Source organism: Mycobacterium simiae (assembly GCF_010727605.1).
Taxonomy (GTDB): domain Bacteria; phylum Actinomycetota; class Actinomycetes; order Mycobacteriales; family Mycobacteriaceae; genus Mycobacterium; species Mycobacterium simiae.
Genome location: NZ_AP022568.1, coordinates 5694666 through 5716376, shown reverse-complemented (window position 1 = coordinate 5716376; position 21711 = coordinate 5694666). Strand labels below are relative to the sequence as shown.

Below are 21711 nucleotides of genomic sequence, written 5' to 3'. Positions count from 1 at the left end.
TCGCAGCTGCGGTCATGGGATACCGACCATTTGATCAACGCGGCTACCTACTGGACGAACACTGCCAACCGGTGGGAAGACGCCTTCACTACGGTACGCAACCAGGCCAACACGATGGGCTGGGAAGGTCAGGGCGGCGACGCCCTACGCGCGCGAACGGGCGACGACCTAGCTGCGGTAAGCGCTAAGGCCGATCTCCTGCGGAACGCGGCCAAGGTTGCACGCACTGGGGCAAGCAACATCAGCGCGGCGCAGCGACGAGCCTTGTACGCCGTCGAAGACGCCGAGAACGAAGGCTTTCAGGTTAGTGAGGACTTGTCCGTCATTGACACTCACACCAGTCGAACCGTCGCAGAGCAGGCCGCTCGTCAAGCGCAGGCGCAAGCATTCGCCGGTGACATCAACCAACGCGCCGCGCAGCTGCTGGCCGTGGAAACTGACACGTCGGGACAACTCACCGCTGCCGCTGGTGATGTCGGCGGCATGAACTTCCCGAGAGCACCCGGCGGCGCGGCTGGTCAAGCCGCATCGGGGTCACCGGATGACCAGATCGTCAACGGCCCCAACCCGAATGGCCCTCACATCCGATTAGTGGATGAGGCAACGGGGCCGGGTGACCCACCAAACCCCACGCCGGGTGACACCCAGCACCACAAATCGGCCCATTTCCGGTACCACCTCAGGTCGCTGCGTCCGCGCCCCCGGAACCGCCACGTCCCGTTGATCCGACCGGCGGGCTACTCACACCGCAGAACCTGCCACCGGCTTCGCCGCCACCTAACATTCCGGCGTGAAGCCAGCGGTGCCGCCAACCGCCGTGGCCGCTGGTCCGGGAAGCGCTACCCGGGCCGTGAAACCCCCATGCAGTCCATACGACCTGACAAAAGCAATTCTGGAGCCGCCGGGTGGCATGATTGCAATCCTGACCGCAGCCCCAGAAAGTGCGACCGGCGTCGGGGTCCCCGCCGCAATCGGTCAAATCGCACTGGGTGCGGCGGCGGTCGCTGACGGCTTGGACAACGCCGAGAAATGCTTCGGCAACTGACGCCGATTACAAGACAGGATGGGGACCCACGCGTGAAGACCAGCTCGCTGTACGGCCGATGGTTCTACACGGGGATGGCCGCGCTGTTCCTGGCCTTGTTCGTCCTGAACGCTTGCACTCACGGCTCAATGCTCGGTCTGGTCAGTACCGGAGGCCTGGCCGTGTTGATGAGCTACCTCGCCTACAGAGCCTGGTCCCAAAAGCGCCGAATAAACGAGCAATAGATCCGGGGTCGTACCACCAAACAATTAGGAATCAGCCTCCAGATCGAAAGCTGTTATCCGCGAGACCCATTCGGACACCAGGACAGCGATTTCTAGTCGCGCAAGGTGCTGGCCGATACACGGATGGATGCCACCGCCAAAAACCAACCCGGCCGCGCCGATGCGTAGATCGATCTCCTCGCCAACGTCCAACGAGACGCCGTTCGGTAGGACGACATGTCGAGTGGCAACGCGGTAGATCGTCCCGGCGGCGTGACTGGCGCGAAGTGCCTCGTCAACAAACGGCTGGATGCGGCTCGGTGTTTCGCGCAGAACTGCGGCATGTCTGTGGGCTGTGAGCGAGCGCGTGCAGTACATAGCGGATTGAGCGGGCTGTTGGTTTGACACCCACTAGCAACATTCCGGACAGGCCGACCACTTCCGCTTCGGTGAGCGGGGCGTCGCCTGCCAGCAACTCGGCCGTCATCCCTTGCCGTGCAGCGCGATTGAGTTTGACCGCCTCGCGCAGGTACGAGAAAAACGACTCCGACTCGTCTGAATAGATGAGCTGGTCGGCCAGCGGCAATCCGAGCACAAGCAGCAACCCGCCGCACGCGTAACACATAGCCTCGGATTCACCTTGCGCGACAACGGAATTGATAAGTGTCGCTGCCTGCGTCCGAAGCCCCGGTTCGAATCGGGCCACCGCTCGGGGGTTGAAGTACGACTGCAAACTTTCGGCGGACCCGATATTTTCACTTTCGTCCCCTTCGTCAACCCGCCCATTCCGCAGGAAGCCCGCGAAGGTTTGATGGTCCCGCAGAGCGGCGAGAACCGTGCTGTGATCGGCGAGGTAACGCACTACGACCCCACCCCTCTCGGCAAGCTTGGAACTGAGACACACCTGGACCGATACCAAGTAAGGGAAGTCCCGGCCCCGGTGTGCGACCCTCGCGCGTCGCAAACTACGTGTCTCGGCAGCGCCAACCAACTCTCTACGGCGGTTCTCGGCGCGCATCTCTTTTAGTTCGTATAAGTCACGTCGCCTGCGGTTCTGCTCAAGTAACTGGTTAAGTTTCAATCGACCCTCACGATCGACATCAAACTGGTCGTGACGGTTCTTACTCATCCGCTGCTTCAAGTCGCCCGTAATCGATTGGTCTGCACCGTGATTCCGAGACTCGACAAGTGCCGGCGAACCCGGCTCAACGCCTAGTCGGCGAGCTCTTGTTTAGGGGTGCACAGATGAGACACCAACTGCGCGACGGCGAACAGCTGCCAACTGTCCGTCGACAGCCACGACGCGCACACGAGCGCGGTCTCTATCCCTTGCTCAGCCGTACAGCTCTGCGTTGTTCTTTAGCGAGAGCCCTAGCATTGTCGGGGCAGCCAGTTCGGAAGCAGCGTGGGCCGCTTTGGCCGTGGGGAACTTCCTCGCCGTCCACCAGCTCGTAGTTGTATTCGATTTGCTGGGGATGGTTGCCGCCACAGTATGTGCCCGTCGGAACCTGTCGCTGGTTGAGCTGCATGCCCCGATGGTATGCCCCGCATGAACCTTCCAGTTCGGTTTGGCCATGTGGTGCTGCCTCATCAATCCCAGAATCAGACATGCCCAACGTGAGGCTAGCTACCGCGGCGCCCAGACCTGATGATCGCGAGGCGCTCCATGAGCAATTCCTCAAGGTCCTCGATCGAGCGGCGCTCTCGCAGCATCTCCCAGGGTGTGCGCGGCACCTTGACCTTTTTGGGTGCGGCCGGGCCGCCGCCACTGATCAGGGTGCCCTCCAAGCCGTTGCGGCACAGCCACGTGCCGGGCGTCTCGGCGTCGTGGGCGAATGGGATCTCGAACTCGGCGCCGTTCTCGGTCCGATACAGCGCGATCTGACGTGGCGCTAGGTTGCTGTCGCGATCATTCTCGTAGCTCACGGATCCGAGGCGAGTGCCTCTCATGGCGCGATTATGCATTGGCAACGCCGTACTGATGCGCCACTTGATTGGCGGTAGCGTGCATCCGGCCAGACAATCGGAGCAAACCGTGCTCGCCCACTCCGTTGGGCAGCGTATACGCAAGTTTCCGTAACTCGGCGGCGTAGTCGCGCAGATCCTGGCGCAGTTGCGCCTCAAAGGTGGGCATGACTTCTTCCTCTGGCGGGGATTTACTGAGACGCTCGGACTTTGCGTAGGACCAGTCTTAAGATCTGACGCGTCTAGTTGTGTGTCCGCGATGCACCGGGGGTGCTTTTAGCGTCTCCCCACCGTGATCGCCACCCTACTCCGCTAGCGGCTCAACTACTACGCGCCGCGCTCTGGATGCGGGCGCGGCGGTTGGTTCCTATAGACCGCAATCCGGTTACCAGACTTTGCGCCGATCCTCGCCTCTGACGCATAGAACCACCCAAACGGCCGGACGTGTCACGTCGTTGCGCTTCATCGGCCTTCCGCGTCCGCTTGCCGTCATGCGGATGCGGCCCTCCGCCACGCCCGAATCTCATTGAGACCCAATGGCCATCACTGAGGTGCCTGCATACCCCACCTGAGTGATGCGGACCTCGAAGAGCTCGTCGAATACCCACCTCTTCCCATGATCGTTACGCCGAGATCGCCGAGCGGGTTCGTGCGTTGTACGGCACCTATACCTGCCGTACGCGACCGCCGGTTGCTTCGCCAGGTTCTGCTGACCATGCGCACGATCTGCAAGTTGGCGCTACCGGACCGGTTTCTTTCAGCTAGCTCCGACGACGCACCAGAGACAGCGTCTGAGCAGAGATACCGAAAGGTCGCGAAACGACGGGCCTTTATCATCCGGTATCGAGGACGGTGCCGGGCTAAGCGGATTGGCGTCAGCAATACCTGCACGGGGTAATGAAAGCCTGCTCACAGATCGGTCGGCCCAGCCGGAAGCCACGGGTATTTCAGCGTGCAAGCCCGCCAAGGGCTTTCGAATGCGTCAAGAGCATCCACGGCCGGTCTGCATCGCGCATTGTTAACGCCTCCCATGTCAACAACGTCGTCGGACAAGGATGAAAGTTCACGGGTTCATTTGGTTTGGTCAGTCACTATCGTCTCTTTCAACGAGTCCCCACATTGAAGAGTTCGAATTATGTTGCGGCACAGCGCAGCTTATCTGGCGGGCGTGTCAGTCGGGTCAGTCGGCGTTCGCTGTCACATCGTGCACCGATTAGTCTCATGCCTAGCGTTTCACGGGTGCCGGTCAATCGCGACTTACCACGTTGTCGAATCGAGGCGCGCTGACCGCCGCTCTTGGTGGCCGGGGCGGCGGCCGCGACCGCGACGTCACGCTCGAAAAACGCTGCAATTAGTGCAAGGGTGGGGGTTATGACGCCACTGCCGAGAACCCACGGCAGTTTTGCAGCCACCCGAACCCCGTTCGGCTAAAGGTGGCGATCCTCGAGCAACTCCTCGCCGCCGTCCACGGTCGGCGCGGGGTAGAGGCCGCCGACCAGTTGTGCGAAGCCTGCGTGGTCCTGCTCGACGTTGACGCAGCGGCTATCTCGCTCGTGTTCGACGGGGCGAGCAGCGCAACGCTGGGATCCAGTGGCGCGTCGGCCCGTATGTACGACGAACTGCAGTTCACCCTTGGTGAGGGACCGTGCCTGGACTCTGTCACGGGGCGGATCCCGGTTCTGGTCGTAGACCTCGCCGATCCCGAGGAGATGCGCTGGCCGGCATACGGGCCCGCCATGCTGAGCCACCGGATCAGGGGCGTTACCGCGATACCCATCGTCGTGGCCGGCGAATTCGTCGGCGCCTTCGATCTTTTCCGCGCCCGGCCCGGCCCGCTGTTGGACGACGACTTGGCCGCCGCGGCCGCGGCAGCGGAGATTGCCGGCGTCCCGGTTCTAGACCTAATGGAGGGTGACCTGCAGGCCGCCGTCGCCGACCCCAGCAGCAATGCCTGGGCCGAACTCAACACGCTGAGTCGCGCGGAGGTCAGTCAGGCCACTGGCATGCTCGTCGCCCAGCTCGAGGTCGAGCCGGCCGAGGCCCTGGTCCGGCTGCGCGCGCACGCATACGCCACCGGCCGTAGCGCCAGCGATGTCGCCCGCGACATCCTCGACCGCCGACTGAAGCTTGAGGGCAACTGATGCCCCCTTGCCGGGCGGAAACTGACCAGGAAAGAGGGTGACGTGACTGATACCCCTCGAGAAACCGGCGTCTTGGGTGCCGTCGTCTCGCTTGTCGATAGCCTGCTCGATGACTTCGACGTGGTCGACCTGCTGACGGGGCTCACGGAGCGGTGTGCTGATCTGCTCGACGTCGCAGCCGCGGGATTTCTGCTCGCCGATCCGCTGCGGCAGCTCCGCCTGCTGGCCGCGACCTCGGAGCAGGCCCGCGAACTTGAACTTTTCCAGCTACAAGCCGACGAAGGCCCCTGCGTGGACTGCTACGTCAGCGGCCAACCCGTCTCGGTCGCCGACATCCAAGGGGCAATCGAGCGGTGGCCGAGGTTCGTTCCCGCCGCGGTCGAGGCCGGGTTCGCCTCCGTGCACGCCATCCCGATGCGCGGTGCCGGCATTGTGTTGGGCGCGCTCGGCTTGTTCGGCGCCCGCCCCGGCCAACTCAGCGAACCCGATCTGCTCGTCGGCCAGACCCTGACACACATCGCATGCGTCGCGATCCTGCAGGAACACCCACCCACTCCCACCACCGTCGTGCCCCAGCTGCGCTCCGCGCTGACTAATCGCGTCATTGTGGAGCAGGCAAAAGGACTACTCCGCCAAATGCTGGATGTCTCCCTGGAGGAGGCATTCCACCTGCTGCGGACGTACGCGCGGGACAGCGGCGAACACCTGAGTGACGTCGCTCGCAACTTGATGACCGATCGGTATACGCGGCTGCTAATCGTGGCGGAATTGGCCGAACTGCTGGCCGGGCCACCGGAGTAACGGCTCAGCCGCGCCGAGCGCAGGCGCGCCGCACGGCCTCCTCGACGAGCCGCTCGGCGACGGCGTGCAGCTTGATGTTCTCGGTTTGGCTGATCTGGGTGAGTCGTTGGAAGGCCTCCTCGGCGGTGCCGCCTGACCTGCTGCGGACGATGCCGATCGCCTGATCGATCACTGCACGGCTGTCCAACGCACGCTGCAATCGCACTGTCCGTTCATGCGCGGTGGCCAGCAACTGCGCGTTGTACACGGAAATCGCGGCGGGCCTAGCGAATTGGGACCCTAGCTGCACGGCATGCTCGGCGAACGCGTCGCGGTTTTTGGCATAAGCATTGATTGAGCCGATCACCTGGTCACCAACAATCAGCGGCAGCGCCAGCGCGGAGTGCATGCGCATCCGCGCTACCCGGCCACCGAAGTGCGGCCAACGACTGTCGCTCCCCAGCGATCCGCTCACCGTGGGTCGTCGCGTCTGCATACAGGTAATGCACGGGCCCTCGTTCAGTTCGCGGTACTGAACCGCGTCGATCTCCTGGACAAGTACCGCTGTGGCCGCCCAGGTTTGGATGCTGGACATGTCGTTCTGCGGATCGATCAGTGCGATGCTCGCGCCATCGGCCCCGGGAATGGCCTGGGCGGCGAATTCCGCAACGTCCCGAAGGAGATCGATCACCGCTCGGGCGCCGGCCACAATTCCTGCGACTCCGCGCAGCCCCGCATGCAGTTCCGCCTCGTCCGCTTCCCGTTGGGTAGGGGAGAGGTCGGGTGATGGCGGCACTTTGCGGCCAGGCTGGGCGTCGAAGTCGGCCAACATCTCTCCTCGCGGTTACCGTAGAACGTACTCGCCGTAGCGCTGCGAGAAATTCAGACCACTAGCGCCAACGCATGAGTGCGCCGCAGCTTGCCGGACGGCGTCTTGGGGATGATTCCGGGCTCGAGCACAACCACATTGCGGGGCCGGACATCAACCTCGGCAACAACCTCGTGGGCCACCTGATGCTCGATGCGGCGGACCTCGGCGGAGTTCTGCCAGTTGTTGGACTCCACAGCGACAGCGAACGTTTCGCGCGCATGCCCCGCGTCCATGCGCACCGCCACGGCGCAGCCTGGCCGCACCCCGGACACGCGCGCGGCAGCACGTTCGATGTCGGTCGGATAAATATTGCGGCCGCCCATGATGATCACGTCCTTGACCCGGCCACAGACCACCACGCGTCCAGCCTCGGTGAGGTAGCCCAGGTCGCCCGTGTCATACCAACCTTGATCGTCTTGCGCAGAGACGAAACCCGCTTTCGTTTCGTAGCCCAGCGTCACCGGTTCCCCACGCAGCTGCAGAACGCCGACACCGCGGGCCGCCAAGATGTTTCCATCCTCGTCGACCACACGCGCCTCCAGCCCGGCCAGCAGACGGCCAAGCGTGGCAAGTCTGCGGGTCTTGCCCTTGGTCGCCGGGACAGCGCGATGCAGTGCGGCGAGCAGGTTGGCGTCTACCTCGTCGACCACCAATCCTGCGCCGCACTCGGAGAACGACACCGCCACGGTTGTCTCCGCCATGCCGTAAGCCGGCAGGATCGCCTCCGCACGTAACCCGAACGGCCTACCTGCTTCGCAGAGGTCTTCGACATCGGCGGGTTCGACCTGTTCTGCTCCCGACAGTGCCCATCGCAGGCTGGACAGGTCGAACTGGCCGGGCTGCGCCAGCCGGCGTAGGCGCCGTGCCAACAACGTGTAGGCGAAGTTTGGTGCCGCGGTCATCGTGCCCTTGTACTTGTCGATCAGCCTGGCCCACAGCAGGACGTCGCGCAGGAAATCCATGGGAGTGATCTTGACCAGCTCGGCGCCGAAATACATTGGCACGGTTAAGAATCCAGTCATACCCATGTCATGGAACAGGGGTAACCAGCTCACGATCACGTCGGTATTGACATCGACCTTTGCGCCGACGAACATCGCCTCGGCGTTTGAAACGACGTTGCGGTGGGTGATCCGTACGGCCTTGGGCGACCCAGTGGATCCCGATGTCAACTGCAACAATGCGACGTCGTCGTCATCGGTACTGACGGGATCGATTGGGTGGCCGCCGGCTAGCTGATCGATTGTCAGCACGTGTATACCAAGCTGTGACAGCAATGGGGCCGCGGCCATGAACGGGTCCGAGATGACAAGCGCATTGGCACCGATCATCTCGATGACCGCGGTGGTTTCCTTCGCCCAGCGCTGAAGGTCGGTGCGGGGAGTGGGCTGGTGGAGCATGGTCAGGGTACCGCCGCGCATCCAGATGCCTTGCGCCGTCGGTGCGATCTCGGCTGGGGCGCCGGCCAGCACGGGAACGGCATCACCAGGCCCGACACCCGCCGTGGCGAAGCCACCAGCGATGCGACGGGCCCGCTCATGCACCTCGCGCCAGGTATGCCGGACCGGGCAGTTGGGTTCCCCCGTGACCAAACCCTTCGAGCTGGACTCAGCGTTGCGATACATCGTGTCGGTGAATTTACTCATGGCCATTCCTTTGGCTACGGCGCACGGTTGGCCTTTGACTCCCAGTCGGGATGTTGAACGCCGAGCGCACATGCATTGCTGAGGCGGTCAACGTCTCGGTCTTGAGCCGGAAAAGTAGAAGCGAGATTGCGAGCGCGCCAATATGGTTGGCGCGCCGCGGGAGAGCTTGCCTGCGTCAAGCACGCCCCGGATGGCGCCTCACTCAGATCGAAGCGAGGTCTCGTGCGCTTCGGACGCGCCGTCAATACATACTCAGCAACAAGCAAGCATCGAGGCGCGCTGGCGTCGTCGACATGGGCGACGTACACCAGTGAAGCGATAGGCACGCGACTCCGCCAACGTCAGGCCAACAGCACAACCGTGTCGGCTCTATCCGGAATGCAGATTCGTTACGAGCGGGGACCTCTTACCGATCGCCGCTGGACGTTTCCTGGAGGCTGGGACGTCAACCGCGATCAACCATACCGCAGGGGATGCACGCATTTGGGAGTCTGCTGCACGCCGTCGCGGCGGGGAATGCTGCGGCGCCCGGGGTGGGCGCTTCACGGTAAGCGGGTTATGACCGCGATACGGATCGCACAGATTCGCTGGCAATGACGAATTTTCGCCGCCCCACCGCCAACGAGGCGATCTGCGCGTCGTGCTCGCTCTGCGCGGCAGATCCCTGCTGTTGAAGGATTGCCAATATCCTGCGGTCGACGAGCAAACCTCGCTCATCACCAACTGGCGCGTTACCCGATATCCCGGGGGATCTGAATGCTAGACGGCGGTTACTCCCACCGCCTGAGGACCTTTAGTACCCTGGGTGATCTCGAACTGGACTCGTTGATTCTCCTCAAGGGAGCGAAACCCGTCGCCTTTAATTTCAGAATGGTGGACAAAGACGTCCTTTGCGCCGCCATCGGGCGTGATAAACCCGAAACCCTTCGACGCGTTGAACCATTTCACAGTTCCCTCTGGCATAACTAACTTCTCTCTATTTTTAAAATCGATGTAATCTAGCCGCATCCGGGACTAGCGTCGAGTTTGGCGATTCGCTCCGGGCGGGCTGGCCACCGTCAACCACTGTGTTTGCCAGATATGTTGGTAGACAAAGAATTTGGCGGCCGCGCTGGTGGCGGGGATCGACCCGGATTTCAAAGAGCGCTGGCGCCTCAACGTTTCTTGGCGTGTAGCAAAGCTTCGGCTTGCGAGATCGATGCGGCCTTGTCGCGCTTCGCGGCACGTTTTTCTTTGAGGGACTTACCCGACTTCTTGGTCATAGTTTGTCGGGGAGATTTATCAGACATCGCGGCGCCTTGATAATGGGGGCCTGCTTTGGTCCCGGTTCCCAGAGTGTACGCCTCTTCGGTCACCCTGGTGTTCTTCCGCGTTGACCGTTAGGAGGCTGTTGACGCAGGTCGTATTCCGGTCACCGGGGCCCGATCCGGCTGACCCACGATCGTCGCGGCGCAGTCGACTCTCAGTGTGCCCACCTCTGCGTCGAACTTATGGATCCGGTTGCCGTGCACACGACGACTTCCAAAGGTTCGATGGCCCGTCCGTTCGAGACGAACCGCAGCGATTAAGACCGATGCAAGCGATGTTGCATGCCAGTGTGCTGGTTAACCCGGCGGGCGTGAGGACTTTGGACCCTATTTCCTCCGTGCACGCTCATGTCATCTTAATGTAACCGCGTGACACATATACGGGGTGAAACGGCGACCGCCACAGGTAACTGGGAGGGTTACGTGTCCAAGGATCTGACTAACGTTCAGCTACTCACCGAACTGGAACCGGAAGTCGAACGCCTACTCAACCGACACCTCGCGATGTTCAAGGAATGGAACCCCCACGACTACGTGCCATGGTCGGACGGTAGGAACTTTTTTGCGCTGGACGGCCAAGATTGGGAGCCCGGGCAGACCCAGCTTCCGGATGTCGCCCAGGTGGCGATGGTCCAAAATCTCCTGACTGAGGACAACTTACCGTCCTATCACCGCGAGATTGCAATGAACTTCGGCATGGACGGACCGTGGGGCCAATGGGTGAATCGGTGGACCGCGGAAGAGACCCGGCACAGCATCGCGCTGCGCGACTATCTGGTGGTCACCCGCTCTGTCGATCCGGTACAGCTGGAAAAGCTCCGCCTCGAGCAAATGACACGCGGCTTCAGCCCCGGCCAGAACCGCCAAGGCGACATGTTTGCTGAAAGTCTGTTCGACTCGGTCATGTATGTGTCGTTTCAAGAACTGGCTACCCGCGTTTCGCACCGCAACACCGGCAAAGCCAGCAACGACACGATCGCGGAGCAGTTGATGGCGCGGGTGTCGCACGACGAGAACCTGCACATGATCTTTTATCGCGACATCAGCGCCGCAGGCCTGGACATCGCGCCCAATCAAGCGATGAAGTCGGTGCATCGGATCCTGCGCAACTTCAAGATGCCCGGGTTCACGGTGCCGGAGTTTCGCCGCAAGGCGGTAATCATCGCCGTCGGCGGCATCTACGACCCGCGAATCCATCTCGACGAGGTGGTCATGCCGGTGCTCAAGAGGTGGCGCATCTTCGAACGCGAAGACTTCACCGGCGAGGCGGCAAGAATGCGCGACGACCTCGCTCTGCTGGTCAAGGAACTCGAGGAAGCCTCCGACAAATTCGACGAATCCAAGCAGCGCTACCTGGAGCGCGAGGCTCGTCGGACGGAGAAGATCACCGCCAGTAGGGTCCTTGAAACGAAGGGCACGCTGACGCTGAGCGGGCACTGAGGGCGCGACGGCGACCCCGGCCAGGTTGGCGCTGACGCTGGCTGCCATCGGATTGCCGGCGATCGTTGCTGGTTTTCGTCTGGCTTGCGCTCGAGGATCGGCGGGTGATGAAGATTGAAAGGCATTGGGGCTCAATCTATTCCACGCGCCGTCCTGGCGCGCTCTAGGGTAGCGGCAGCCCCCGTCCGGCAGCGGCGAACTGGCGCAGCCAATCAAACCACTGCGACATGCCGGCGCCAGTGCGCGCGCTCAGCGGGAAAATGGTGGCCGTCGAATTCACCTGTCGGACATGGTCGATGTAGGTGCCGATGTCGGCGTCGAGGTGCGGGACCAGGTCGATCTTGTTGAGCAATACGACGTCGACCGAGCGGAACATGACGGGATATTTCAGCGGCTTGTCTTCGCCCTCGGTGACCGAGTAGACCATCGCCTTGGCGTGCTCGCCGACGTCGAATTCGGCCGGACAGACCAGGTTGCCAACGTTCTCGATGATGACCAGGTCCAGGTCTGGCAGGTGGAGCCCCTGCAGCGCGCGGTTGACCATCGGGGCGTCCAGGTGGCACTCGCCGCCGAACCCGTTGCTGGTATTCAGCAGGGACACCTGGGCGCCGCGCCCGGCGAGTTTGGCGGCGTCGAGGTCGGTCGCGATGTCGCCCTCGATCACGCCGACGGCCAGTTCGTCGGCCAGCGCGTCCAACGTTGCTCCCAGGATCGTGGTCTTTCCGGATCCCGGCGAGCTCATCAGGTTGAGAGCGCGCACACTGTGTTCCTCGAACGCGCGCCGGTTGATGTCCGCACGCGAGTCGTTCTCGGCGAAGATCGACTCCAGCACGTCGATGCGCTGTGAGCCGGTGGCATAGCCGCTGTGGTCGCCGTGCTCGTGATGCTCGTGGTCATGGTCATGGTCATGGCTGTGTACCGTGCCGTCGTCGTGGCGGTGAAATCGTCCCATTCACTTGACCTTTCGCAAATCGACTTAGTAATCAACGCCTTCGGACACCTCGACCGACGTGACCAGAAATTCGTTGCCGCGCAAAGTCAACGTCGGCGCTTTCCAGATGCTGACACACCAACGACCGGCAGAACTCCAGCGATTCCGGGACCACCTGGCGCAGCGCGCCGATCTGGACCGGGACCGCGTCGACATGGCGCTCCGGCGCGGGGGGCTTCACCGCAGCGGCGACGGCATGGCACGGCGACAGCTTGTGCACTACACCATGCTGCCTCGCGGGAACCACCGGTGTCGCGAAAACAACGTGCGGAAATACGCAGCTTTGGGTGCGAAATTGTGATTGTCGGCATATGGGGTGCGGTCTAGCCTGAGCTTGACCGCCGGCGCGCATCCCACCGGGCACCGCCCGACGATCACTGCCAGCAGCCGGAAGGAGTCGGCATCCAGGCCGCCCTATACCTAACGACGTTGGCGGCTTCGTGCGCCACACGCATGTGGGGAGCCGAGCGGCTCCGGGGGAGCAGTTATGACCATCTCCAGGCGCGGCGACGCGCAGCGTTTGGCGAACCTAGTAGTGATTGTCCGAGCCAGGGGAAGAATTCCGTTTACCGAAACTCGCGCTGACCCGGGGACAGGCAAGATTCCAACGGAAGACCAGCCGGCCGAAGCCAGCGGCCGTGGGTGACTCTTGCCGGACATGGTTCCCGTCGAGCGCGTTCGTTTCGATGGGAAAGTCCCGCTCGGGTGTCAGCCGGCCTACCTTGCGGCGGCGCGCGGCAAATCTTGACGCTACAGTTGCGGCATTGATTGCAGGCGGCGTGCTCGACCGTGCGCGATGACCTGGTCCGGAGGCGAGGGCGTGCAAGAAGTCATGCGGTCCGACGAGAAGGCGGCCGCGGCCTTTCGCGAGTGGCACGCGGCCGCCGAGCGGGCGGGCCAGCGGGTGCTGCGAGGACCCCAGGGCTCGTACTTGGTCTGGCAGCGTGACGATGTGCTCACCGCCATGCGCGACGGCGAAGTTTTCGGCAGCCGCCAGGGCGAACTGATGCCCGGCGATCGGCCGTTCGATCCTTACCACGCGATCTTGGTCGACCTGTTCAATCCGGGCAGTTCGCGGGAAATGCTCAAGCCGATACGCGGGCTCATCGAAGAAGGCGTCGGCACCGTAGCGAAACTTCGCCGCTGCGATGCCGCGCAAGTCGCCGACATCGTGTGCTTTACGGCATCCGGGTTGGTTTGCGGCCTGCCGCCTTACGTTGCGATCGATAGCGTAACGGCCGCGCTCGTCGGCCAGCTTCGCCTCGAGCCCATGGGTGGTCCCGATGTGATCACCCGCCTGGCCGACGAGGCGCTCACCAACGAAGAGGTCATGGGACTGATGGCCACGGTGATCCGCGGTTTCATGTTCGCCTCGTTCCCCATCAAGGCCGGACTGGCGTTGCTTGCACGCAAGCCCGAACTCCAGCAAGAATTGCGCGAAAACCCCGACCGGCAAGGAGGTTTCATCGAAGAGCTGTTGCGGCTGGACGGCGGGGCGAAAACGGTTTCGCGCGTCGCCACTCGTGACGTGACCATCGGTGAAACCACGATCCCGGCCGGATCGCCGGTCGAGTTGTGCGTCGGTTTGGTGCATCGCGACGAGTCCGACATCATGTCGGGACAGGACATGAAGCTCGATGGCGCGCACCGGCATTGGAGTTTCGGGGGTGGCCCGCACCGGTGCCCGGCCTCGCACCTGGCTCGCGATCTGCTCACCGCGTTCTACCAGGTGTGGCTCGCCGGGGTCCCGTCTTTCGAATTCGATTGGCAAGCCGGCAACATCCCCAAAGCCTGGCATCCCAAACCCTACGGCGTGTTCTCGGACGGCATTTTCGACGGCTGGGTGCCGGAATGTGTGCCGCTGCGATGGTGATCAGACGGGTTGCGTCCCAGAGCTATTGACCGTTACGGGAGTAATCCTTGATGGCGCGGACAGTAGACGGTCACCGACGCGGTGACGAACTTGACGGCCGTGCGCGTGACGCGATCCGGAACCAGGTGTAACGACGGACTACCCGCATACGTCGTGTTCGTCTCCTCGTCCACCACGGACTGAAAAGGCGCGCCGTTGTCGAGTTCGCCGCAGATCTCGCGGGCTCGATAGACCAGCCCGGGCACGTTGTCGATCACCGGTATCTGTAATTGCGCGAGCAATGCGACGAACTGGTCCTCCTGCGCGTCGGCGCTGGCCGCGCCGGCACCACCGATGGCGACGCCCAGTATCACCGCCATGCTGGCAAAGTCACGGATGCGGATGCGCACGGCGGGGTTCCGGTCTCTTCGGTGTCACCCGCTCGACGTCTCACCAATCGACATCAAGTGGTAACAATGGAGGCGATTAGCACTGCAATCATCGACATCGTAACTGGTTGGAACCGTGAATCACCACTGGACTTTCGCGTGGACCTGCAGCTGAAGGCGGCCGCCCGACGGCTATGCGGGCGCATGACCGCGCGGGCTCCTGGGGGAGCCGGGCAGTCGAATCCCGGCACCAAACGTCGCCGACGGATACGGGCGCAGTGCGCGGCGGTTGCCGCTGTGCTCTGTTGCGGCTCGAGCCTCGTCGCCGTTGCATCGGCGCCGTGGCAAAGGCCAGCGGGTCAGCCCACTGTGATGGCACCCCTGTTCGGGCCCGTTCCGCGCGGCGAGATCACGCCCGATCCGCCGGCCATTCCGGCGCCGACGGCGAACCCTCTCGAACCGCCGGCGCCGCCGCCGCGCGCGCAGCAACCGCGTCCGCAACAGCCGCAGGGGCCCGCGCCGCAACCGCCGGCGGGCCCCGCACCCCAACAGCAAGGCCCCCCGCCCTCAGCGCCGACGCCGCCGCCACCGCCGCCGCGTCCGCCCGGAGGCCACGTACAACTGTCACCGTGAGTCTCAATGACATTGTCACGTGACCGTTCTCGGTGATTTGGGGCGCGGCGATCACCCCCGCTGTCGGTTTACGTGATGGGGTCTGGTGGGTCGTTGTCGTCGGCGCGACCGCGTAGGTCGAGCTGGGTCCAGGCAACGTCATGCCAGCGGCCGTGCTTCCATCCCACGCGTCGGTAGAGGCCGACTTGCTCGAAACCGAACGATCGATGGAAGGCGTTGCTTGCCGAGTTGGGCTGGGTAATGCCGGCGAAGGCCCGCCGGTAGCCGCGATCGGTTAAGTGTTGCAGCAGTTGGGTGTAAAGCTGGCGACCGCCTCCAGCATGACGACGGTCGACTGCGATATAGATGCTGGTCTCGGTCGACCATTGGTACGCGGCCCGGGGATTGAATGTGTGTGCGTAGGCGTAACCGATCACTTCGCTGTGGTGTTCTAGGACGAGCCACTCGTGGTGCTGGCGCGCCGCGGCTATGCGTTCGGCCATCTCCGCAGGCGTGGGAACCTCGGTCTCGAACGTGATTGCGGTGTCCTCAACGTAAGGCTGATAGATCGCGATACAGGCTTTCGCATCGTCGCGGGATGCGGGACGAACAAGGCCGCTTGTATCGCGTGTCACGACATCACCTCGGACTCAATCTGGATCGAATTCTCACAATAGCTGGGGCAACGCAGTTCAGCTCACCCGAAATGCCTCATACTCAAGGAAAGCGACCGTCAAGCGATTTTGAGAGCCACTGGCTCGCAGGTGCTTTGATCGTGCACCGGCACCCAGCTGACGTTGACCCGACGTCTGGCCAGCACCAGCAGCACCTGATTGTGGCGTTTGCCGGTGGCTCGTTTCCAGTCGGTGCGCGACGATCTTAGCCACCATCTGCTGTCCGGCATCGACGGTGCGCTGGCACGCTTGGGCGGCGAGTCACAGTGAGCCAGCATCGGCTGGCGCAGTGAAGCCATAAATTCGTCCGGACGCAATGCGAGTGACATGGCTCAGTGATCTAGAGACGCAGGGTAATCCACGGTGCGCGGTCGACCGGCCCCTTCGGCCGCCCAGCCGACGCAACCTCAGCTGCGGACAGCCTCACAACATGCACGCACCGGGCTATCCTCAAAACCATGGTCCGGAAGTCCAGCGGCGGCCTTGCACAGGTCCTGGGCGCACTCGCCATCGAGATGCAGAACCAAACGGATACCGAGGCGACGCTTCAGTCAATAGTCGACGGTGCCGTCGCGATTGTTCCCGGTGCGCGTTGGGCCGGCATCTCGCTGATCGACGCGCACGCCGTAGAGGCGCGAGTGCCCAGCCATCCGCTGGTGGCCAAACTCGACTCGCTGCAATCCGAACTCAATGAGGGCCCCTGTCTGAGCGCGCTGCGGGAGCACCGCACCGTCGTGATCAACGACATGGCAACCGAAGCACGCTGGCCGACCTATTGTCGGGCGGCCGCGGACCTGGGCGCACGAGCACTGCTGTCGTTCCAACTGTTCGTTCGTCAACAGAATTTGGGCGCGCTCAACCTATATGGCGAACGCAGCAGCGCATTCTCCGAAGAATCCATCCTCACCGGCGAATTGCTGGCCCAGCATGCGTCGGTGGCGCTCATCGGCGCGGCTGCGGAAGCCCAATTCAACGACGCCCTGAGCACTCGCGACATCATCGGTCAGGCCAAGGGCATCATCATGGAACGCTTCGATACCGATGCGATCGGCGCCTTCCGCCTGCTCTGCAGACTGTCGCAAGAAACCAACCTGAAGCTCGTCGAGGTTGCCCGCAAGCTCGTCGCAAGCCGAGGCGCCTCCGCCTGACCGCGCTGCCCGGGGCGATTGGTTACTCCGCGCAGCGCCCCGCATGTAATGCGGCGCTGTTGTTCCAGGACCGGTCGTAGAAGACCAACCGGCAGGAGTCGCCGCGGCATTGTTTCAGGCGCTTCCACGTGCCCATGTGCTGGCTCAGCAACACCTCGCCGCAGATGACGGATGACCACCAGAGCCACCCGTGACCAGTTGGCTGCCAACATAATTCGCCGTCAACAGATATCGCGAATGCGGCCACTCCGAGATCGAAGCAATCTGCTGCCGCGATGCCTTGTCCAGAGATCAAGGCGCCGACACGGGCCCGCAAATCCCTGAGTCTGGCTTCGTCGCCCTCCGCCAGCTCGGGCCGCTGCACCTGCACGCCGCGTTCCCGTGCCCAGGCTTGCGCGGCCCGCGTTGACCATTCTTGGGCCCGCTCTGCATCGGCGAGCGGATCGTGAGTCGGCTCGGCTCGGGTGTTGAGGAACTCTTCGACCACGGCCAGCGTGCGGGGAGCCGGGCGCAGCCCGAAGCGCGTGGTTGCGGGCCACTGTGCTCTAGGTGAGGAGGAATCAGCCGAGACGATACCGAAATTCACTGGCATGATCGCGCACTTTCGGTCGAGTAACCGACTACATCCCATGCGCCGCTTTGATGAATTGCGCTGCCCGCTCACCGATCACAACGCAAGGCGCCATGGTATTGGCGGTGGTGATGCGGGGCATGATCGAGGCATCGGCAACGCGCAGATTTTCGATGCCGTAAACCCTGAGGTGTCCGTCCACCACCGACATCGGGTCGCGGCCCATCTTCGCCGTACCGCATTCGTGCCAGTAAGTGCAGACTGCGTCGCGTAGGTACGCTTGCAGCTCGTCACCTGTCATGTCGCCCGGCATCACCTCGCGCGCGACAAACGGGTGCAGCTCGATGGAATTGCCGATGTGGCGCAAGGTTTCGATGCATGACAATGCGGATTTGACATCATCCGGATGGGTTAACGCGTTGGCCTCAATTCTGAGTGGGTCGGTGGGATCCGGGCCCGACAGCCGCAGCTGCCCGCGGCTCTTCGGATGGGTCGGTGCGCCAAACAACGTCCAACCGTTCTGCGGTAATCCGTATTTGGCGACGCACTCCGGTGTGCCCTTGGCGAAGGTGCCCAAGCACGCAAACAGGTCGGGCTCGTCGGGGTCGCCCAGCCCCGAATCCCAAAACAATGCGGCCTCGGCCCGGGCGTCGGAATGCATTCCTTGCGGGAATTCCCACACGCAGTCAAAGCCGTAGTGATCTTGGAAGTTCTGTCCGACACCGGGCAGGTGCTGGCGGACCTGGACCGCGACCCGGCGCAGGTCATCTTGATTTCCGATGCCGGACTGCATCAGCACCTTGGGCGTGTGAAAGGCACCGAGGCAGAGCACGACCTCGGCTGCGGCCGCCACCCGGTGTACCGCACCGCCGTGTACGACCTCGACGCCGGTGGCTCGGTTGCCCCGGAATGTCACGGCGGTCACCAGCGCCTGGGGCACCACCGTCAGATTCGGTTTGTCCAAGTATGGGGCGACGTAGCTACGAAATATGGACTGGCGCTTTCCGTCACGACAACGCAAATCGATGATGGCGGCGCCCCGAACCTCCTCCATCAGGCGACCATTGGGACTTTGATACGTCGGGATTCCTAATTGCTTGGCCGCGCTCACTGTCGCGTGAGTCACCGCGTGCGGCTCGGGCGCCGGTTGTACGAACAGGAACCCGTCGGCGCCTCGATAGTCGGGTTCACCCGTACCGTCCCAATCCTCGATCTGGCGGTACAGATCGAGGACCGGCTCGTAGCCCCAGGCCGGTTCACCGGATTCGGCGGCGAAGTGGTCCCAGTCGCTACGGTGTCCGCGGGCCCAGATCATCAGATTGATGCTCGAACCACCACCCAGGACTTTGCCCATCGAAAAGGCGATCGAGCGGCCGTTCAGTCGTGGGTCGGGTTCCGAGGCAAACCCCCAGTCGCGTTCGCTGCCCAGGTTGAGCGGCCACTGATTGGCCTCGGTGACGGTTGTGACGTCGTCGTTGCCGCCGGCCTCCAACAGCAGGACCGTCACGGCGGGGTTTTCCGCCAATCGACGAGCGATCACCGAGCCGGATGATCCGGCTCCGCACACGACGAAGTCGTACCCGGCATCCAGCGTTGCAGCCATGATGGCTCTCCAATCCAATCGGGGGTCTACCTCAGCTTAATATGTCAAGCGACATACTTATTCCGCTATCTGCGTGTAAAAGACTTAGAGCTGATAGGCATCAGCTATGTACGATGTAAGACATGGGTAGGCGCAGTGACAGCAGAGAGCGCATGATCACCGCAGCTCGCCGATTGTTCCGCGAACACGGATTTGTCGGGACGGCACTGTCTGACATCGTCAGCGAGAGCGGCGGTCCGCGCGGCTCGCTGTACTTTCACTTCCCCGGAGGCAAGGAAGAACTTGCGACCGAAGTAGTGCTGCAACATGCTGCCGATGTCATCTCGCACGCCAACCGCGCTGCCGGCGTCACCGATACGGCACCGGAATTCGTCGCCCAGTTCCTGCGGCATTTCCGCGATGAGCTTGTCGCCAGCGGTTACCGCCAGGGTTGTGCCGTCGCGCCGATCGTTCTGGAATCCATACCCGCGTCAGAGCCGCTGAGTGCGGTAACCCGACGCGGCTTCGGTGATCTCATTGTCACCGTGGCTACGCGCCTGGAAGAAAAAGGAATCGACCGTGAGCGCGCCCGCGAGTTGGCCAGCGTGATCTTCACGACCATGGAAGGGGCACTCATCGTCAGTCGGGCATTGCGAAGCCGCGAACCGTTCGATTCGGCCATCGCTCTGCTGACCGCGGCCGCACAAGAATCGGTCAACTCGAGCCATCGATCGTGACCGCGCGCTCGGGCCCACGGCATCCGACGCCTGCGGAAGCCCGCCTTTGCCGGCGGGCCCGATAGCGATCGAAAAGGCTTGAGACGCATCGAAAGCCGGAACATGGCCAGTGCGGCCCGGGGCGAAGCTGTGGTCGAGAATTGTGGCGATGATCTCCCGCCTAGCAACGCTCGGCGATACGCTCGCGGTACGCACCGGCGTCGGACTGCATATCAGCCGATTTCTTCTGTAGATGTTCCACAAATTCGCCCAAAAGGGCGCTGCGCCAATGTCATTGACGATTTGCAATATTACGTGCTAACAAGGGGTACCTGAAGCCGAGGCAACCGACCGACGATTTCAGGGGATTAACAATTGCATTTCGCCGTATTGCCACCGGAGGTCAACTCCGAGCGCATGTACGCCGGACCGGGGGCGGGCACGATGCTGGCCGCCGCCGCGGCATGGGAAGAATTGGCCAACCAGCTGCACGCAACCGCTGCCGATCTCGAGTCCGTGGTCTCCGGGCTCACCGGTGAACCATGGCAGGGGCCGGCCTCGGCGGCGATGGCTGTGGCCGCCCAAGGGCACGTAGCGTGGTTGAACACTACCGCGGCGCAGGCCACGCAGACCGGTGAGCAGGTGAAAGCCGCCGCCGCGGCTTATGAGTCCGCGTACGCGATGACGGTGCCGCCGCCGGTGATCACCGCGAATCGTTCCGAATTGATAGCCCTCGTGGCGACGAATCTCGTCGGCCAGAACACTGCAGCGATTGCGGCCAATGAGGTCGCCTACGCGGAGATGTGGGCCCAGGACGTGGCCGCCATGTACACCTATGCCGGCATGTCGCGCGCGGCCGCAGAAGTGCGCCCGTTCGCGCCACCCGAACCGCCGGTGCAGCAGGACGGGCTCAGCGCCCAGGGCGCCGCGATCGCCCAGGCGACCGGCACGGCGGCCGGGCAGGCCCAGACGTCGAGCCGCGATGCAATGGCCGCGGTGCCGACTGCGCTGCACCTGCTGGCCTCGTCGCCGGGATTGGCCGACTTCTCGGACTTCACCAACCCCTACGACCTCGCGTCGCTCGGGTCGGGGCTGTTGGGCAACGGGGTTGGGCTGATCGGGTTGTCGGGGGCCGCCGGGTTCATCTCCGATGCCGAGCAGAAGGCTGTTGGGCCGCAGACGGTGTCGGCACCGGCATCGGAGGCCTCGAGCGGGCAGGCGCGTCGAATGCCCGACCGGGTGACCACGGTGTCGGCGGACATGGGCAGGGCGTCCGCTGTGGGCCGGGTATCGGTTCCGGATGGATGGGGCGCCGCGGCCCCCCAGGTGCGACTGGCGGCGCACCCCGCCGCGGGCGGCGGCGCCCTCCCGCCCAGTACGTCCAGCTCGGGTGTTTCTGGCGGAATGCCCATGTTCGGTAACGGCCCGCTGATGGCATTGCCGGGACGTGGCGCCGCGCAGTCCCGCCGCGAGCCGGGGGATGCGCGCCAGCGCCCGGCTGCGCTCGTGCCCGGTGGCAGGCATCATGACCAGCGCGAAAGGCCGGCCGGACCGTCACGGCCGGGCGTCGCCGACTTCCACGAAATCACCGACCTGCTGGGCAAACTTGGGCGTCTGCGCGACAGTGGGGTGTTGACCGATAAGGAATTCGTTGAACAGAAGCAACGCCTGCTCGGCTGCCAGTGACCGCAGCGGCGCGGCGCGCACGCGCAACGTCGGGGTTCGCCCTGAACCCGACCGACTACATTTATGTCTGTGGTCAACGATCCCGGCAGCGG

22 protein-coding genes and 1 pseudogene are annotated in these 21711 nt (G+C 63.3%); 9 read left to right on the top strand and 14 right to left on the bottom strand.

The window, feature by feature from the left end; translation table 11 throughout:
• Positions 1-168: 168 nt before the first annotated feature.
• Positions 169-522 carry a hypothetical protein gene (locus tag G6N33_RS28060; protein ID WP_044505680.1) on the bottom strand — a complete coding sequence of 118 codons (354 nt, stop codon included), beginning with the start codon at positions 520-522 and terminating at the stop codon, positions 169-171.
• Between the two features lie 555 nt (positions 523-1077).
• Between G6N33_RS28060 and G6N33_RS26625 the strand changes: the two genes are divergently transcribed.
• On the top strand, positions 1078-1269 hold the full coding sequence (locus G6N33_RS26625) for a hypothetical protein (RefSeq protein WP_044505681.1): 192 nt from the start codon (positions 1078-1080) through the stop codon (positions 1267-1269).
• Between the two features lie 274 nt (positions 1270-1543).
• On the opposite strand, the gene G6N33_RS26620 is transcribed toward G6N33_RS26625, so the two are convergent.
• From G6N33_RS26620 to G6N33_RS27135, 3 genes are all read right to left on the bottom strand, one after another.
• Complete coding sequence (locus G6N33_RS26620; protein ID WP_155945848.1) at positions 1544-2377, bottom strand: cytochrome P450 family protein; 834 nt, start codon at positions 2375-2377, stop codon at positions 1544-1546.
• Between the two features lie 494 nt (positions 2378-2871).
• Positions 2872-3213 carry an RNA polymerase-binding protein RbpA gene (locus G6N33_RS26615; protein ID WP_044505684.1) on the bottom strand — a complete coding sequence of 114 codons (342 nt, stop codon included), beginning with the start codon at positions 3211-3213 and terminating at the stop codon, positions 2872-2874.
• Positions 3206-3382, bottom strand: coding sequence for a hypothetical protein (locus tag G6N33_RS27135; RefSeq protein ID WP_170310414.1), 177 nt, complete (start codon positions 3380-3382; stop codon positions 3206-3208). The genes G6N33_RS26615 and G6N33_RS27135 overlap by 8 nt, the downstream gene beginning before the upstream one ends.
• Before the next feature lie 452 nt (positions 3383-3834).
• On the opposite strand from G6N33_RS27135, the pseudogene G6N33_RS27645 reads away from it, so the two are divergent.
• The 3 genes and pseudogenes from G6N33_RS27645 to G6N33_RS26605 all read left to right on the top strand — a co-directional run.
• Positions 3835-4111: pseudogene (locus tag G6N33_RS27645) on the top strand (acyl-CoA desaturase); the annotation flags it as partial.
• Positions 4112-4646: 535 nt separating this feature from the next.
• Positions 4647-5354 (top strand): GAF and ANTAR domain-containing protein, encoded by a 708-nt coding sequence (locus tag G6N33_RS26610; protein WP_044505686.1) that lies wholly within the window; start codon positions 4647-4649, stop codon positions 5352-5354.
• 42 nt (positions 5355-5396) lie between these two features.
• Positions 5397-6155, top strand: a complete 759-nt coding sequence (locus tag G6N33_RS26605) for a GAF and ANTAR domain-containing protein (protein WP_044505687.1) — start codon at positions 5397-5399, stop codon at positions 6153-6155.
• Between the two features lie 4 nt (positions 6156-6159).
• On the opposite strand, the gene G6N33_RS26600 is transcribed toward G6N33_RS26605, so the two are convergent.
• The 4 genes from G6N33_RS26600 to G6N33_RS26585 form a co-directional block, all read right to left on the bottom strand.
• Positions 6160-6963 (bottom strand): GAF and ANTAR domain-containing protein, encoded by an 804-nt coding sequence (locus G6N33_RS26600; protein ID WP_101528600.1) that lies wholly within the window; start codon positions 6961-6963, stop codon positions 6160-6162.
• A gap of 53 nt (positions 6964-7016) precedes the next feature.
• Positions 7017-8651, bottom strand: coding sequence for a fatty acyl-AMP ligase (locus G6N33_RS26595; RefSeq protein WP_044511712.1), 1635 nt, complete (start codon positions 8649-8651; stop codon positions 7017-7019).
• 759 nt (positions 8652-9410) lie between these two features.
• On the bottom strand, positions 9411-9614 hold the full coding sequence (locus G6N33_RS26590) for a cold-shock protein (protein WP_044511713.1): 204 nt from the start codon (positions 9612-9614) through the stop codon (positions 9411-9413).
• 191 nt (positions 9615-9805) lie between these two features.
• The gene (locus G6N33_RS26585; RefSeq protein WP_044505688.1) at positions 9806-10006 is read right to left on the bottom strand and encodes a hypothetical protein; all 201 of its coding nucleotides are present in this window, start codon (positions 10004-10006) and stop codon (positions 9806-9808) included.
• Between the two features lie 375 nt (positions 10007-10381).
• Between G6N33_RS26585 and G6N33_RS26575 the strand changes: the two genes are divergently transcribed.
• Positions 10382-11398, top strand: coding sequence for an acyl-ACP desaturase (locus tag G6N33_RS26575; protein WP_044505689.1), 1017 nt, complete (start codon positions 10382-10384; stop codon positions 11396-11398).
• Positions 11399-11561: 163 nt separating this feature from the next.
• On the opposite strand, the gene hypB is transcribed toward G6N33_RS26575, so the two are convergent.
• Complete coding sequence (hypB, locus tag G6N33_RS26570) at positions 11562-12350, bottom strand: hydrogenase nickel incorporation protein HypB (protein ID WP_044505691.1); 789 nt, start codon at positions 12348-12350, stop codon at positions 11562-11564.
• Positions 12351-13185: 835 nt separating this feature from the next.
• On the opposite strand from hypB, the gene G6N33_RS26565 reads away from it, so the two are divergent.
• Positions 13186-14262 (top strand): cytochrome P450, encoded by a 1077-nt coding sequence (locus G6N33_RS26565; protein WP_044505694.1) that lies wholly within the window; start codon positions 13186-13188, stop codon positions 14260-14262.
• A 32-nt stretch (positions 14263-14294) separates the two neighbouring features.
• Here the strand turns inward: G6N33_RS26565 and G6N33_RS26560 are convergent, their stop codons facing one another.
• From G6N33_RS26560 to G6N33_RS28055, 3 genes are all read right to left on the bottom strand, one after another.
• Positions 14295-14621 (bottom strand): DUF732 domain-containing protein, encoded by a 327-nt coding sequence (locus G6N33_RS26560; RefSeq protein WP_155945849.1) that lies wholly within the window; start codon positions 14619-14621, stop codon positions 14295-14297.
• Positions 14622-15331: 710 nt separating this feature from the next.
• Entirely contained in the window at positions 15332-15877 is a 546-nt protein-coding gene (locus G6N33_RS26555) for a GNAT family N-acetyltransferase (protein ID WP_044505696.1), read from the bottom strand.
• A 98-nt stretch (positions 15878-15975) separates the two neighbouring features.
• Positions 15976-16245 carry a hypothetical protein gene (locus G6N33_RS28055; RefSeq protein ID WP_044505698.1) on the bottom strand — a complete coding sequence of 90 codons (270 nt, stop codon included), beginning with the start codon at positions 16243-16245 and terminating at the stop codon, positions 15976-15978.
• Positions 16246-16374: 129 nt separating this feature from the next.
• Between G6N33_RS28055 and G6N33_RS26545 the strand changes: the two genes are divergently transcribed.
• Positions 16375-17064 (top strand): GAF and ANTAR domain-containing protein, encoded by a 690-nt coding sequence (locus tag G6N33_RS26545; protein WP_044505699.1) that lies wholly within the window; start codon positions 16375-16377, stop codon positions 17062-17064.
• 22 nt (positions 17065-17086) lie between these two features.
• On the opposite strand, the gene G6N33_RS26540 is transcribed toward G6N33_RS26545, so the two are convergent.
• Both G6N33_RS26540 and G6N33_RS26535 read right to left on the bottom strand, forming a co-directional pair.
• Positions 17087-17656, bottom strand: coding sequence for a CGNR zinc finger domain-containing protein (locus G6N33_RS26540; RefSeq protein ID WP_163771733.1), 570 nt, complete (start codon positions 17654-17656; stop codon positions 17087-17089).
• A gap of 28 nt (positions 17657-17684) precedes the next feature.
• The gene (locus tag G6N33_RS26535; RefSeq protein WP_044505700.1) at positions 17685-19238 is read right to left on the bottom strand and encodes a GMC family oxidoreductase; all 1554 of its coding nucleotides are present in this window, start codon (positions 19236-19238) and stop codon (positions 17685-17687) included.
• A gap of 122 nt (positions 19239-19360) precedes the next feature.
• On the opposite strand from G6N33_RS26535, the gene G6N33_RS26530 reads away from it, so the two are divergent.
• Positions 19361-19954: a TetR/AcrR family transcriptional regulator gene (locus G6N33_RS26530; protein WP_044505702.1), complete on the top strand. Its 594-nt coding sequence runs from the start codon at positions 19361-19363 to the stop codon at positions 19952-19954.
• A 354-nt stretch (positions 19955-20308) separates the two neighbouring features.
• A complete protein-coding gene (locus G6N33_RS26525; RefSeq protein WP_044505703.1) occupies positions 20309-21619 on the top strand; it encodes a PPE family protein, SVP subgroup in 1311 nt (436 codons plus the stop codon).
• Positions 21620-21711: the final 92 nt, after the last annotated feature.